Consider the following 14565-nt stretch of genomic DNA (forward strand, 5'->3'; position numbering starts at 1 on the left):
TGCAGAAGAGCGCAAGTGTTCCTAGAAGCCGGAACTTTCATACATATGACATCGCCGCATGAGGCCCGTGCGATACCGCGCGTTGCACAGGCGGCGCGATCTCCGCACATTCGTCCCAACAGGAGGCCGAACGGTCCGTGGAAGCGCCCCCGACGCCCATGGAGTTGAGTCATGCTCTCGGTTCTCGTAGCCCGGTGCCCCGCCCCCGAGCAGGAGGCGATCGACCGCGATCCCGGCGTGGTGACCCTCGCCTTCGCGCTGGCGCGCAGCCTGCGCCGCCTGTTCTGAGAGCGCGGCGAGCGTCGCGCGCCCGGCGATTGCCTCGCCCCCGCCCCGGCGCTAGAGCGCACCGGGCCGTCGAGACCGGATCTGGAACGGCTCCAAAGGTCTGGACGCGCACCGACTTCCGGTGCGTCGCCGAGGGGACGAGATCGATGTCGACACGCGCGCTTGCCCGATCCGCGGGCCGGACGCCCCGGCCGCAGGCCGGCCTGCGGGCCGCGCTGCTCGCGGCCCTGCTGCTCGCAGGTCAGGCCGCCGCCCAGGACGCAGCGCCCGAGGCGGAGGAGGCGCCGACCGCCCCCCAGAAGCCCAAGCCCAAGCCCGCCCCGAAGCCGAAGCCCCAGGCCAAACCTGCCGAGAAGGCTGCCGAGAAACCTGCGGACGCCAAGCCCGAGGCGGCCCCGGCCGTCTGGCCCGCGGGTGCCGACACGGTGAGCGAGACCTACGGCGAGTGGACGACGAACTGCGCCCGGGCCGAGGCACGGACGAGCTGCCTCGTCACGCAGTCGCAGGGCGACCGCCAGAGCGGGCGCCGCCAGTTCGTGTTCGAGCTGCGCACCCCGCAGGAGGGCCGGGCCGAGGGGCTGATCCTGATGCCGTTCGGGCTCAACATCGAGACCGGCGTCACCTTCAAGCTGGACGAGTCGGTGCTCGGCAAGGGCGCGCCCTACACCACCTGCACGAGCGAGGGCTGCCTCGTGCCGATCAGCTTCCCGACGCTTGCCACCGACGCGATGAAGACCGCCAAGGCGCTGGTCGTGAACGCCCAGAAGGCCAACAGCAGCGAGACGGTGACCATCACCCTGCCGCTCGGCGGCTTCAACGCCGCCTTCGCCCGCGCCACCGCCCTCGGGAGCTGACCGCGCCGGGATCCATCGCCCGGCATCCGTGGCTCCGCCGGACCGGGCGGGGCTAGACCGCTCTCCGCCGAAGCGGATGCCGGCTCGGCGAAAGAGAGCGCGTCGAAACAAGGACTTAGAGCCGCTCCCGATTGTAACGCGATCGGGAACGGCTCTAGGAGAAGGCGCAGGCCGGGCACAACGGCCGCGCGGGAACGGACAGGGAGGACACCATGCGACGGATCATGCTGGCGGCGCGGCTCGCCGCGGTGGCGCTGCTCGCCGGGGCAGGTACCCTGCCGGCGCAGGCGCAGGAACCGGCCGCGCCGGCGTCCCCGCCCGCCGGGGAGGCGAAGCCGCCTGAACTCTCCAAGAACGAGACCATGGCGGCCCGGCTCGCCGGGCTGGTGGGCTTCGTCAACGTGGCCTGCGCGGAGCTGCGGGGCGAGCCGGAGCAGCTCAAGGCCGCCCTGCGCCGCCTCGGTATCGAGCCGGGCGCCCTCGATGGCGGAACGCTGCATCTCGCCGCCACCGCCTATCTGGAGAGCTACCGCAAGGACCCGGAGGCCAATTGCAAGCGCGCCTTCGACGGCTTCGGCCCCGAGGGCAAGCTCGTGCCGAACCTCGTCCTGCGCCGCTGAGCGGCGGGACCTGCGGCCGTCCCATTAAGCCGCCGTTAGCCCTGCCCCCCGCAGAGTCCCGCGGCGTACGGCGTCGGGGCGGTCCATGGGGGCGGGGCAGGTGAGGGGGGGGCGAGCGGGCGGCCTGCGGGCCCTGCGCGCGGCCCTGCTCCTGGGGATCCTGACGGCGCTCCCGGCCGCGGCACCGGCCGCCGCCGCGCGGCTCGTTGCCCTGAAGGGCAGCGAGGCCCGGGCCGGGGAGGGCGCCGCGCCCGCCCCGTACGGCCGCATCCGCCTCACCTTCGACAAGCCGGTCTCCGTCAAGGCGCGGGCAAGCGCGGGCGTGCTGGTGCTCAGCTTCTCCGAGCGGGCGCCGGGCGGCGCAGAGCGGCTCGCCCAGGAGATGCCCGCCTACATCTCGGTGGCCCGGCGCGACCCCGACGGGACCGGCCTGCGTCTCGCCCTGCAGCGCCCCGTCCGCGTCAGCGTGCAGGAGGCGGCCGAGCAGGTCTTTGTCGACCTCCTGCCCGAGAACTGGACCGGCCTCGTGCCGCCGCTGCCGGCCGAGGTGGTGGCGGAGCTGGCGCGGCGGGCCGAGGCCGCCGAGGCGGCCCTGCGGGTGCGCAACCCGTCGCCGGTGCGCCGGCCGCTCGCCCTCGAGATCGCCCATCTGCCGACGCTGACCCGCCTCTCCCTGCGCCTGCCGCCCGGCGTGCACAGCGAGAGCCTGCGGGAGGGCGGCGCCACCCGTCTCAGGATCGCGGGCGCCTGGACCATCGACGTGCGCGAGGCGCGCGGCCGGACGGCCCCGGCGCTCGCCGGCCTCTCGGCCGAGACGGACCCCGACTCCGCTAGCCTGCTGCTCACCCCGGCCGAGGGCTACGCGCTGAGCGTCGAGCGCGACGAGGACGCGGTCTCGGTCGATCTCGTGAAGGCCGGGGAGAGGCCGGCCGTCCCGGCTGTCGCGTCGGCGCCGGGTACTCAGGCGGTTGCCCAGGCGGGCGACCAAGCGCCGGAGGCGCCGCGCCGCGCCGAGTCTCAGCGGCCCGCCGCGTCGCGCGAGGCGGCACCTCGGGAATCGGTGCGGGAGGTGGCCCGCCCCGTGCAGCCGGAGGCCGAGCCGCCGCTCGGCAAGCCCGGTGCAGGCCTCGTCTTCGGCTTCCGCACCCTTCCGCCCGTCGCGATGTTCGAGCGGCTCGGCGTAGCGACGCTCGCCTTCGAGACCGACGAGACCCTACGCCCGCCCGAGACTGGTGCGGGCGGGCTCCAGCCGCTGGGCGAGCCGCGCCGGGTCGGCAAGCTCACCGTCCTGCGCTTCGCAGTGCCGCCGGGCCGCCTCGTGGACCTGCTGCCGGTGGCGGTCGGCGAGGGCGCCGGCTGGGAACTCGCCGCGGGCGAGACGCTCACCCCCAGCGCCGTGCTGACCCCGCGGCGGCTGAGCGACGCGGCCGGGCGATTCGGCCTCGCGGTCGATCTGCCGAGACCGAGCGCGGCCACCTGGCTCGACCTCGACGGCGAGCGGATCGCCGTGGTCACCACGCAGGCGCGGCGCCCGGCCGGCATGCCCAAGCGCCAGCGCTTCGTCGATTTCGAGCTGCTGCCGAGCCGGTTCGGCCTCGCGGTGCTGGCCTACGCCGACGACCTCGCGGTGCGCCCGGACCTCGACGGGGTCGCGGTCGGGCGCGAGGGCGGGCTCGCCGTGTCGAGCGTGGCGCGCCGCCCCGAGGCGGCGCTCGCCGAGGCCGGCGCCCCGGCCATCGACCCGGAGATCTGGGCGCGCGGCAAGTCCGGCAACCTGCGCACGATCCTGCGCCAGCAATTCGCCGCCGCGACTGCGGCACCGCCCGGCGAGCGCGGCCCCCTGCGGGTCACTCACGCCCGCACGCTCATCGCGGCGGGGCTCGATCTGGAGGGCCTGACCGCCCTCGACGTCGCCGCGGCGGACGATCCTCTGGTGGCAGCGCAGCGCGAGACGACCATCTGGCGCGGGCTCGCCCTCCTGCGCGCCGGCCGCCTCACCGAGGCCCGCGCCGTGCTCGGCGGCGAGGTGCTCGACCGCGACGCGGAGGTGGTGCTGTGGCGCTCCGTGGCGGAGGCGGGCCAGGGCGCGTGGCGCTCGGCCGAGACCGGCTTCGGCCGCACCCTGGGCCTCGCCGGGCGCCTGCCCGAGGATCTGCGCGACCTCGTGCTCGCGGCGGCGGCCGAATCCGCGATCGAGAACGGCGACATCGACGCCGCGGTGGCCCGGATGGAGGCCGCGCCCAAGCGCGACCCGCTGGCGCGAGACCGCCTCGCCCTGGTGAAGGGCCGCGTGGAGGAACTGACCGGACAGACGGTGGCCGCCCTCGACCGCTACGAGCGGCTGGAAGTCGCGGCCGCGCCGCCCGTCGCCGCCGCCGCGACCCTGCGCCGGACCCTGCTGGCTCTGGCCACGTCCAAGATGTCCTCCGGCGAGGCGCTCGCCCGGCTGGAGCGCCTCGCCGTGACGTGGCGCGGCGGCCCGACCGAGGAGGCGATCATCGCCGGCCTCGCCCGAAGCTACGCGGTGGCCGGGCGCTTCCGCGAGGCCTTCGCGACGACGCGGCGCGCGGCGGCCGCCTTCCCGGCCTCCGAGACCGCGCGGGTTCTGAACGCCGAGGCCCAGGGCCTCTTCGACGGGCTCTATCTCGGCGGGCGCGGCGACGCGCTGCCGGGCATCGAGGCGGTGGCGCTCTACTTCGACTTCAAGGAGTTCGCGCCGATCGGCCGGCGCGGCGACGAGGTGGTGCGCCGCCTCGCCGACCGGCTGGTCGGGCTGGACCTGCTCGACTCCGCGGGCGACCTGCTTCAGCACCAGATCGACCACCGGCTCACCGGCCAGGCCCGCGCGGCGGTCGCGGCCCGCCTCGCCACGGTGCGTCTGATGGACGGCAAGCCGCTCCAGGCGCTCGAGGCGATCGACGCGACCCACCTGCCGGAACTGCCGACGGATCTGGCCCGCGCCCGCGCCCTGGTGCGCGCCCGCGCCCTGTCGGACCTGAGCCGCACGGATCTCGCCCTGGAGACGATCGAGGACGAGAGCGGGCCGGACGTGTCGCGCCTCAGGGCCGACATCCTCTGGGCTGCCCGACGCTGGCGGGGGGCGGGCGAGGCGCACGAGGCGCTCCTCGGCGAGGTCTGGCGCGGCAAGAAGACCCTCGACGAGGCGGCGCGCGCCGATGTGATCCGCGCCGGCATCGCCTACGACCTCGCGGACGAGCGCCTGGGGCTGGAGCGGCTGAAGGCCAAGTTCTCAGGACTGATGGCCGAGAGCGCGGACGCGCGCAGCTTCGCGCTGATCACCGGCGCCGACCCGACACGACAGCCCGGCTTCCGCGAGATCGCACAGCGCGCCTCGAAGGCCGAGACGCTCGGGGCGTTCCTGGCCGAGTACCGCAAGCGCTATCCCGAGACCGCAGCGCCCGAGCGCGGCAAATCCCCCGGCGCACCGGCCGGCGGCCGGGGGGAGGGCGCGCAGAGCCAGGCGGAGACGCCGCCGACGCCGCCGCCCGGGTAGAACCGCTACGAGCCGAACTGCGAGCCGAGCTGCTCCAGGTACTCGGCGAGGTCGAGCCCGCCGACACGCTTGCCGTAATCGAAGCGCTGTCCCTGGCGGATGTCGATGCTGGCGCTGCGGGTCGTCAGCGTGAACGGGCGCACGCAGACCCAGGCGCCGTCGCGGCGATGCTCGAAGTATCCGAGGATGTCGTGCTTGGCCATTGGACCCACCGGGAGCTGAGATCGGCAGGTTAACGGCCAGAATGGCCCGCGGTTCGACTGCTCATCCGAAATCGTCGGCGCCCTCGATACGGTCAAGCTGGATCGGGGGCGCGGTGTGGTGCGGATCGCGCTCAACCGAGCAGCGGAGTCAGGCGCCCGCCAGGGTGTCGGCCAGCAGCTTCAGGTTCAGCACCACGATGAGCCCGGCGATGGCCCAGGACAGCCATTTCAGCCAGCCCGGCACCACCAGCGCGCCCATCTTGGCCCGGTCCGAGACGAAGCTGACGAGCGGGATCACCGCGAAGGGCAGCTGCATCGACAGCACCACCTGGCTGAGCACCAGGAGCTTGGCCGTGCCGGCATCGCCGTAGAGCACCGCCACGACCACCACCGGCACGATGGCGATGCCGCGGGTGATCAGGCGCCGCGCCCAGTTCGGCAGGCGCAACCGGAGGAAGCCCTCCATCACGATCTGGCCGGCGAGCGTCGCGGTCACGGTCGAGTTGAGGCCCGAGGCCAGCAGCGCCACCGCGAACAGCGTCGAGGCGAGGCCGACGCCGAGCAGCGGCGAGAGCAGCTCGTAGGCCTGCTCGATCTCCTCCACGTCGGTGCGCCCGCTCGCGTGGAACACGGAGGCCGCCAGGATCAGGATCGCGGCGTTGACGAAGAGCGCGAGCGTCAGGGCGATGGTCGAATCCGCCACCGCGAAGCGCAGGGCCTCGCGCTTTCCCGCGAGATCGCGCGGGTAGGCTCGGGTCTGCACGATCGAGGAGTGCAGGTAGAGGTTGTGGGGCATCACGGTGGCGCCGATGATGCCGATGGCGATGTAGAGGGCGGCCGGGTTCGTGACGATCTCGCGCGAGGGCACGAAGCCGCCGAGCACCGCCGCGACCGGTGGGGCGGCCAGCGCGATCTGCACCGCGAAGCAGACGAAGATGACGGTGAGCAGCCCGATCACGAAGGCCTCGAGCGCCCGGAAGCCGCGCCGGAGCAGCAGCAGCACCACCAGCACATCGAGGGCGGTGATCACGGCGCCGAGCCAGAGCGGCAGGCCGAAGAGCAGCTTCAGGGCGATCGCCGTACCGATCACCTCGGCGAGGTCGCAGGCGATGATCGCCGCCTCGCAGGCGAGCCAGAGCGCGAAGCCGACGGGCCGCGGATAGGCGTCGCGGCAGGCCTGGGCGAGGTCGCGGCCCGTGGCGATGCCGAGCCGGGCGCTGAGCGCCTGCAGCACGACCGCCATCAGGTTCGAGATCAGGATGACGGCGAGCAGGGTGTAGCCGAACTGGGCGCCGCCCGCGATGTCGGTCGCCCAGTTGCCCGGGTCCATGTAGCCGACCGCCACCATGTAGCCCGGCCCCAGGAAGCCGAGGAGCCGCCGCGGCCAGGAGCCGCCCGCGCGCACCGCCACGCTGGCGTTGAGGGCGCCGAGGCTCGGCTCGTCCGCGGGCCTCGCGGAGCGCCAGCTCGGATCCGGGGCGATGGGCTGCGGGCTGACGTTCACGACGATCCTCGTGGGAGACCGGACCGGCCCCTGCGGAGCAATATAGCTCGTGCTATAACCGTTGTGAACAGCTAAGCCGCGCGTCCGGTGCCGCGTTCGGGCGAAGGGTCCGATTAAGGTGCGGGGGCTCCCGGTGCGTGGCCTCCTGGGCTATGAGGGCCGCCAGTCCTCCGCCAGACGAGGTGTTCCGACCGATGCAGGCCCGCCGCACGACCGCCCCCGCGGGAGACCCGCTCGTCGATCCGGAGGTCCATGTCGCGAGCTTTCGGCAGGCCCGCGAGGCCCGGCGCTCGGAACTCGCCGAGGACTATGTCGAGCTGATCGCCGACCTGATCGGCGACGGCGGCGAGGCGCGGCAGGTCGACATCGCGGCCCGGCTGGGCGTCGCGCAGCCGACGGTCGCCAAGATGCTCAAGCGCCTCTCCGAGGACGGCCTGGTGCAGCAGCGGCCCTACCGCGGCGTGTTCCTGACGGAGGCCGGGCGGATCCTGGCCGACCAGGCGCGGGAGCGCCACCAAGTGGTCGAGCGCTTCCTCTGCGCGCTGGGCGTCAGCCCCGAGACGGCGCGGCGCGACGCCGAGGGCATCGAGCACCATGTCAGCGGCGAGACGCTGGCGGCGTTCCGGCGCTTCGCGGATGGCGGGGGGTAGGATCGTTCGCGACGCCTCTCCCTCCCCCAGAGGTGGGAGGGAGAGCCCCCTAGACCGCCAGCGCGAGGGCGGCCCCGGCCTCCTCCCCCTCCGGGATCACGTCCACCTCGACGCGCAGCCGCTGCCGCCCCGAGGCGGTGACGATGCCGTCGATCGGGGCGACGTCGCCGTAGTCGCGCCCGCGCGCCACCACGATGTGGTCGTTGCCCACGGCGCAGTCGTTCGTCGGGTCGAGGCCCAGCCAGCGCTCACCGCACCAGACCGCGACCCAGGCGTGGCTCGCATCCGCTCCCTGGAGCCGCGGGCGGCCCGGGGGCGGTGTGGTGCGCAGGTACCCGCTGACATAGGCAGCCGGCAGGCCCAGGCCGCGCAACCCCGCGATCATCACGTGGGCGAAGTCCTGGCAGACGCCGGCGCGGAGCCGGAACGCCTCGGCCAGCGGCGTGTCGACGGCGGTGGCGCCCGAATCGAAGCGGAAATCGGCCCGGATCCGGCGCATCAGGTCGTGGGCGGCCCCGTAGGCGCTGCGGCCCGGACGGAAGCTCGGCCGCGCGTAGTCCGTCACCGCCGGCACCAGGGGCACGCGGGCGCTCGGGAACAGGAAGTGCACGGGCGCCTGACCCGAGAGGTCGCGGCTCGCCAGCACGGCGTCGCGCACCGCGTCCCAGGCCGGACCGGCTTCCGGCTCAGGCGGCGAGGGGCGATCGACCGCGACCCGGGAATTGGCCTCGACCGCGAACTCGGCGTGGGGCGTGTCGAGGCGGATGCCCAGCGCCTCGATGCCGAAATAGTCGCGCCGGGTGACGGCGCTGGCCGGGCTCGGCTCGATCGTCACCGCGCTCGCCAGCACGGTCTGGCCCTCGCCGTCCTGCGGCTTCAGCCGCAGGGAGCAGCGGGCGAAGCGCACGGGCCGGGCGTAGCGGTAGGTGGTGCGGTGGCGCAGCGTGTAGATCACCCGAGCCCCCCGAGCTTTTCCGGACGCGCGGCCTGGGGGCCGGCCGGGAAGTAGCGGCCGGCGATCGCGTCGGCGAGCCGCTCCAGCTCGCCCTCCATGCGGGCCATGCCGACCGCGTCGAAATCGGCGGCCTCGCCGCTGCGGAACTCCGCCAGGATGCGGGCGGAGAGCCGGCAATGGGGCTCCGGCACGCCGTCGGCCGTGAGGGCGGGCAGGTCGGCGAGGTGGCGGGCGATCGCCTCCGCCTGGAAGGCCACCGAGCGCGGGTTGTAGGGATCGAGCAGGACCATGTCGCGCACGGGGTCGAGCGCCACGCCCTGCAGGTAGCGGGAGCCGTAGCTGAGCTGCGAGTCGCAGAGCGCCAGCATCACCCCGAGGCTCTCGGGCGTGGCCTCGTCGTCGGCGAGCGCGAGCGCGAAATCGCAGGTGTTGATCGCCCGCTCCATGCGCCGGCCGAGATCGAGAAAGTGCCAGCCCGCCGCCCGGCTCATGTTCTCGTGGGCGAGGCCCGACAGCGCCGCGAGGTGGCTCAGCGCACGCTCGGCCCGGCCGAGGAGCTGCGATTCGGTGAAGGCCCGGCCCGGATCGAGGGCGAGCAGGTCCACGAGGTCGGCCAGCACCCGCCAAGCCTCGCCCGAGAGGCGGTTGCGGAGCTTGGCGGCGTTGCGCCGGGCCGACTCGATATGGGCGCGGGCCGAGCCCGGCACCGCGCGCCCGGAGAGCGCCTCCTGGGCGAGGGCGGCCGTCGGCAGGTCGGGACTGCTTCCGGCGCCCCACTCGGCGATCAGGCGGCGGATGCGGGCCGCGGTCGGAGCGTGCGCGCCGCCCGCGATGTCGGTGACGACGGCGTCGCCCACGCTCCGGAGATGGGCGAGCACGAGGCGGATCACCGCCTCGGACCGCTCGGTGTAGCGGCCGAACCAGAACAGGCCGTCGGCGGCCCGCGAGGGCAGGTGGCCGGCCAGCCGCCGCACCCGGGGCGGGCGGCCCTGGATCAGGGTCGGCGTCTCGACGGGCGTCTCGGAGAGGACCCAGACATCGGCGGCCCGGATGCCGAGGCGCATCTCGGTCGGGTCCACGTCGTCGCGCTCGGCGACGCGACAGAACCCGCCCGGCATCACCTGCCAGCCCGAGGGCGTGCGGGCGGCGAAGACCCGGAGCACGAAGGGACGCGGCACGAGGCGCAGGCCCCGATCGGTGCGCTCCCAGCCCGGCATGGTCGAGAGCGGCCCGAGCGCTTGGCCCACATAGTCGAAGGGGCGCTCGTTCAGCGCCGCCACCGCGCGCGCCCGGTCGGCGGCAAGCGTCTGGGGCCCGAGCAGCGCGTCGCGGCCGGCCCCGCGCTGGGGCGTGGCGGCCGGGCGCAGCGTCAGGGCGTCGAGGTTGTCGCGCACATGGGCCAGCCCGTCCGGGTCGCCGCACCACCAGGTTGGCGGGCCGGCGAGCCGCAGGGGCTCGCCGAGCATGCGCCGTGCGATGCCGTCGAGATAGGGTTCGAGGGCGCCCGACTCGACGAGGCCCGAGCCCGGCATGTTGGCCATCACGAGGCTGCCGTTGCGCAGCGCCTCGAGGATGCCCGGCACGCCGAGCCGCGAGGCGGGGTTCAGCTCCAGCGGGTCGAGGTAGTCGGCGTCGATCCGGCGCCAGAGGGCATCGCAGCGCTTCAGCCCCGAGACGGTGCGGACGTGCAGCCGCCCGTCCTGCATCACGAGGTCGTCCCCCTCGACCAGCATCAAGCCGAGATAGCGGGCAAGTGCGGCCTGCTCCACGTAGGTGCTGCTGTAGGGGCCCGAGGTCAGCAGGCAGATGCGCGGGTCCGCCCGCTCGGCACCCGCCGCGAGGCCGTCGCGAAACGCCTGGAAGAAGGCCGGGAAGCGCTCGACGTGGCAGGATTCGAAGATGTCTGGGAAGGCGCGGGCCAGCACCATCCGGTTCTCCAGCGCCCAGCCGAGGCCGGAGGGCGCCTGGGTCCGGTCGGCCAGCACCCGCCAGCGCCCGTCCGGGCCCCGGCCGATGTCGGCGGCATAGAGCTTGAGATAGCGCCCGCCCGGTGGCGCGACCCCGTGGAGCGGGCGCAGGAACTCGGGCGAGCCCGCCACCACCGCGGCCGGCAGGTCGCCGCCCGCCACGAGGTCGCCGGGGCCGTAGACGTCGGCGAGGATCGCCTCCATCAGCTCGGCCCGCTGGACCAGCCCCGCGCTGAGGTCGCGCCACTCGGCGGCCCCGATCACCAGGGGCAGGGAGCCCAGCGGCCAGGCATGCTCGCGCTGGTCGCCGTAGACCCGGAACGAGATGCCCGCGTCGCGGATGTGCCGCTCCGCCGAGACGAAGCGGGCCATCATCTCGGGCTCGCCGAGGCGCCCGAGATGGTCGAGCAGGCGCGACCAGGCCCCGCCGGACGCGGCGCGCGGGGTGCCGTCGGGGGCGAGGTACTCGTCGGGCCGGCCCGGAAGCGGCGCGTAGCCCTCCGTCCAGCGCGCGAGCGGCACGGGGCCGCCCGCCGCCTCCCTCACCTCCGCGAGCGCGGTCATTGCGGCCCGGGCGTCCGCAGGTCGAGGGTGAGCGGGAACTCGGGATTGGCCTCCTCGCGCGGCATCGCGACCCGGCCCGGGGTGTGGCCGTGCGGCTGGAAGCGGGAGAGGCGGCGCCCCTCCGCCTCGTAGGCGTTGACCGGATGGGTCTCGTAGTTGCGCCCGCCCGGATGGGCGACGTGGTAGCGGCAGCCGCCGAGCGCCCGCCCGCTCCAGGCGTCGAGGATGTCGAAGGTGAGCGGCGAGTGGGCCGGAATCGTCGGGTGGAGCGAGGAAGCCGGCTGCCAGGCCTTGAAGCGCAGGCCCGCCACCGCCTCCCCGGCCGTGCCGGTGGAGGTCATCGGCAGGCGGCGGCCGTTGCAGGCGATGACGTGGCGCCCCGGCACGAAGCCGGTCACCTTCACCTGCAGGCGCTCGACGGAGCTGTCGACGAAGCGCACGGTCCCCCCGCTCGATCCTTCCTCCCCGAGCACGTGCCACGGCTCCAGGGCCTGCCGCAGCTCGAGATGCACGCCCTCGTGCTCCACCTTCCCGAAGACGGGGAAGCGGAACAGGCTCTGCGCCTCGAAGGCGACCGGATCGAAAGCGTAGCCGGCCCGGGCGAGGTCATCCAGCACGGAGCGGAAGTCAGTGGCCAGAAAATGGGGCAGCATGAAGCGATCGTGCAGCCCCGTGCCCCAGCGGACACAACCACCGGTCTGGGGCTCGCGCCAGAACCAAGCGATCAGCGCGCGCAGCAGCAACTGCTGGGCGAGGCTCATGCGGGCGTCCGGCGGCATCTCGAAGGCGCGGAACTCCACGAGGCCGAGGCGCCCCGTGGGTCCGTCCGGCGAGTAGAGCTTGTCGATGCAGATCTCGGCCCGGTGGGTGTTGCCGGTGACGTCCACCAGGATGTTGCGGAAGATCCGGTCCACCAGCCAGCGCGGGATGTTGGGCGCGTCCGGCTCCGGCACCTGATGGAGCGCCACCTCCAGCTCGTAGAGCCCGTCGTGGCGCGCCTCGTCCATACGCGGGGCCTGGCTCGTCGGGCCGATATAGAGGCCCGAGAACAGGTACGAGAGCGAGGGGTGCCGCTGCCAGTAGAGCACGAGGCTCTTCAGCAGGTCGGGGCGCCGCAGGAAGGGCGAGTCGTCGGGGGTCGCGCCGCCCACGACCACGTGGTTGCCGCCGCCCGTGCCGGTGTGGCGCCCGTCCGTCATGAACTTCTCGGCGCCGAGCCGGGTCTGGCGCGCCTCCTCGTAGAGGCCGGTGGTGATCTCCACCGCCTCGCGCCAGGAGGCGGCCGGGTGCACGTTCACCTCGATCACGCCGGGGTCGGGGGTGACCTTGATGACGCGGACGCGCGGGTCGTAGGGCGGCTCGTAGCCCTCGATGTGGACCGGCTGGCGGCACTGGGCGGCGGCCGCTTCGACGTGGCCGACGAGCTCGAAATACTCGTCGATGCGCTGGAGCGGGGGCATGAACACCCGCAGCACCCCGTCGCGGGGCTCGACCGCGAGCGCGGTGCGGACCGCCACGCCCTCGATCTCGCTGCCGTTGCGCGCGGGCCCGCGGCCCGGCGCGTCGTCGAGATCGCCGCGCGCCTCCAGCGGGTCCTGCGGCTGGTAGTAGGGGAAGCTCTCGGGCGGCACGTGCGGCAGGGAGGCCAGCGGCAGGCGGAAGCCCGCGGGCGAGTCGCCCGGCACCAGGAAGGCGTGGCCGCGGCGGAAGTCCCAGGCCTCCGAGATCCAGGCCCGCTCGGAGAAGCCCCCCATGGCGAGGCTCGCCAGCGGCAGCACGTAGGCGGTCGGCTCCCCGAAGCCGCGCGTGAAGACCCGCTTGATCCGGGCGTCGTACTCGGCCGAGCCGCTCTGGGGCCGGATCGGCGTGACGTTGACGGGCAGGCGCTCGCGCTCCTTCTCCCAGTGCTCCGAATCCTCGAAGGCCGGGATCACGTAGGCGCGCAGGCCGAGCCGCTCGGCGAGCGCGTCGGTGAAGGTGCGGGCCTGCGTGATGGTGGCGCCGGTGCCGGATTCCGGCGCGATCAGGCTGGCGTCCGACCAGACCGGGCGGCCGTCCCGGCGCCAGTACAGGCCGAAGGCCCAGCGCGGCAGGCTCTCGCCCGGGTACCACTTGCCCTGGCCGTAATGCAGCAGGCCGCCCGGCCCGAAGCGGTCGCGCAGGCGGTGGATCAGCTTGTCGGCGAGATCGCGCTTGGTCGGCCCGACCGCCCCGGTGTTCCACTCCTCCGCCTCGAAATCGTCGATCGACACGAAGGTCGGCTCGCCGCCCATGGTCAGGCGCACGTCCTGCGCGGCGAGATCCCGGTCGACCCGCTCGCCGAGCGCGTCCATTTCGGCCCAGACGCCGTCCGAGAAGGGCTTCGTCACGCGCGGCGACTCGGCGACGCGGGTCACGCCCATGTCGAAGCCGAACTCGGTCTCGGCGGGCTCCGCGAGCCCCGAGATCGGCGCGGCCGTGCGGTAGTGCGGCGTCGAGGCCAGCGGGATGTGGCCCTCGCCGCAGAGCAGGCCCGAGGTCGCGTCGAGGCCGACCCAGCCCGCGCCCGGCAGGTAGACCTCCGCCCAGGCGTGCAGGTCGGTGAAGTCGGTCTTGGTGCCCTCCGGTCCCTCGACCGCCGTCGTGTCGGGCACGAGCTGGATCAGGTAGCCGGAGGTGAAGCGCGCCGCGAGGCCGAGGCGGCGCAGGATCTGCACCATCAGCCAGGCCGAGTCGCGGCAGGAGCCGGATTTCAGCGTCAGGGTCTCGGCGGCGCTCTGGACGCCGGGCTCCATGCGCACGCCGTAGGCGATCGCGTCCGCCACCGCCCGGTTCAGCGCCACGAGGAAGAGCACCGTGTTGGTCTCGCCCCCGGTCTTCTCCGGCAGCGCGGCCAGGAAGGCGTCGAGCTCGGGCCCCTGCGCCTCGTCGAGGGCGAGGTAGGGCGCGAGCTCGGATCTCAGGTCCGCCTCGTAGGCGAAGGGTACCGTCTGGGCGTAGTCCTCGACGAAGAAGTCGAACGGGTTGATCACCGCCATCTCGGCGGTCAGGTCGACCTCGATCTTCAGCTCGTCGGTCTTCTCCGGGAAGACGAGACGGGCGAGCCAGTTGCCGTTCGGATCCTGCTGCCAGTTCAGGAAATGATTCTGCGGCGTCACCTTGAGCACGTAGGCCGGGATCTTCACCCGCGCGTGCGGGGCCGGGCGCAGGCGGATCACCTGCGGGCCGAGGCTGATCGGCCGGTCGTAGCGGTAATGCGTGACGTGGTGCAGGGCGGCTTTGATCGACACGGGCAGTCTCGTCTGAGCGTTTCCGGGCGCGGACGCCGCCCGGTCCCGCCGCGCGGCGGGGCGACGCCCGATGATACACGGGGGACGCCGCAAGCAAGTTCCATGCGGCTTCCATGCGGCCCCGCCGCGCGTCGGGAGCGGCGGTCGGACGCCCCGGTTGGAGACAAGGGAACTTTG

Annotated in this window: 9 protein-coding genes; 4 read left to right on the plus strand and 5 right to left on the minus strand. The window is 73.9% G+C overall.

Features of this window, described 5'->3' with window-relative positions:
• The first annotated feature begins 434 nt into the window (after window positions 1-434).
• The 3 genes from DK427_RS15615 to DK427_RS15625 all read left to right on the plus strand — a co-directional run bounded on the left by DK427_RS15615 (window position 435) and on the right by DK427_RS15625 (window position 5276).
• The gene (locus DK427_RS15615; protein WP_109952070.1) at window positions 435-1142 is read left to right on the plus strand and encodes an invasion associated locus B family protein; all 708 of its coding nucleotides are present in this window, start codon (window positions 435-437) and stop codon (window positions 1140-1142) included.
• Window positions 1143-1354: 212 nt separating this feature from the next.
• Complete coding sequence (locus tag DK427_RS15620) at window positions 1355-1762, plus strand: hypothetical protein (protein WP_109952071.1); 408 nt, start codon at window positions 1355-1357, stop codon at window positions 1760-1762.
• A 100-nt stretch (window positions 1763-1862) separates the two neighbouring features.
• Window positions 1863-5276 (plus strand): hypothetical protein, encoded by a 3414-nt coding sequence (locus DK427_RS15625; protein ID WP_204165175.1) that lies wholly within the window; start codon window positions 1863-1865, stop codon window positions 5274-5276.
• 5 nt (window positions 5277-5281) lie between these two features.
• On the opposite strand, the gene DK427_RS15630 is transcribed toward DK427_RS15625, so the two are convergent.
• Both DK427_RS15630 and DK427_RS15635 read right to left on the minus strand, forming a co-directional pair.
• The gene (locus tag DK427_RS15630; RefSeq protein WP_066925728.1) at window positions 5282-5479 is read right to left on the minus strand and encodes a hypothetical protein; all 198 of its coding nucleotides are present in this window, start codon (window positions 5477-5479) and stop codon (window positions 5282-5284) included.
• A gap of 148 nt (window positions 5480-5627) precedes the next feature.
• Complete coding sequence (locus tag DK427_RS15635) at window positions 5628-6962, minus strand: Nramp family divalent metal transporter (RefSeq protein WP_109954197.1); 1335 nt, start codon at window positions 6960-6962, stop codon at window positions 5628-5630.
• A gap of 215 nt (window positions 6963-7177) precedes the next feature.
• Here DK427_RS15635 and mntR point away from each other — a divergent pair, with 215 nt between their 5' ends.
• On the plus strand, window positions 7178-7633 hold the full coding sequence (gene mntR / locus DK427_RS15640; RefSeq protein ID WP_109952072.1) for a manganese-binding transcriptional regulator MntR: 456 nt from the start codon (window positions 7178-7180) through the stop codon (window positions 7631-7633).
• Between the two features lie 49 nt (window positions 7634-7682).
• Here mntR and DK427_RS15645 read toward each other — a convergent pair whose 3' ends face one another.
• Genes DK427_RS15645 through DK427_RS15655 form a run of 3 tightly spaced genes read right to left on the minus strand, consistent with a single transcriptional unit; the run spans window position 7683 to window position 14388 of the window.
• A complete protein-coding gene (locus tag DK427_RS15645; protein WP_109952073.1) occupies window positions 7683-8588 on the minus strand; it encodes a transglutaminase family protein in 906 nt (301 codons plus the stop codon).
• Window positions 8585-11119, minus strand: coding sequence for a circularly permuted type 2 ATP-grasp protein (locus DK427_RS15650; protein WP_109952074.1), 2535 nt, complete (start codon window positions 11117-11119; stop codon window positions 8585-8587). The genes DK427_RS15645 and DK427_RS15650 overlap by 4 nt, the downstream gene beginning before the upstream one ends.
• Window positions 11116-14388, minus strand: a complete 3273-nt coding sequence (locus DK427_RS15655; RefSeq protein WP_109952075.1) for a transglutaminase family protein — start codon at window positions 14386-14388, stop codon at window positions 11116-11118. Before DK427_RS15655 ends, DK427_RS15650 begins: the two co-directional genes overlap by 4 nt.
• Window positions 14389-14565 lie beyond the last annotated feature (177 nt).

This window comes from Methylobacterium radiodurans (genome assembly GCF_003173735.1).
Taxonomy (GTDB): domain Bacteria; phylum Pseudomonadota; class Alphaproteobacteria; order Rhizobiales; family Beijerinckiaceae; genus Methylobacterium; species Methylobacterium radiodurans.

What these genes read in the sequence shown, in the direction of transcription:
- DK427_RS15630 (WP_066925728.1), bottom strand. Translation starts at nt 5,479, where the DNA reads ATGGCCAAGCACGACATCCTCGGATACTTCGAGCATCGCCGCGACGGC.
- DK427_RS15615 (WP_109952070.1), top strand. Translation starts at nt 435, where the DNA reads ATGTCGACACGCGCGCTTGCCCGATCCGCGGGCCGGACGCCCCGGCCG.
- DK427_RS15650 (WP_109952074.1), bottom strand. Translation starts at nt 11,119, where the DNA reads ATGACCGCGCTCGCGGAGGTGAGGGAGGCGGCGGGCGGCCCCGTGCCG.
- DK427_RS15620 (WP_109952071.1), top strand. Translation starts at nt 1,355, where the DNA reads ATGCGACGGATCATGCTGGCGGCGCGGCTCGCCGCGGTGGCGCTGCTC.
- mntR (WP_109952072.1), top strand. Translation starts at nt 7,178, where the DNA reads ATGCAGGCCCGCCGCACGACCGCCCCCGCGGGAGACCCGCTCGTCGAT.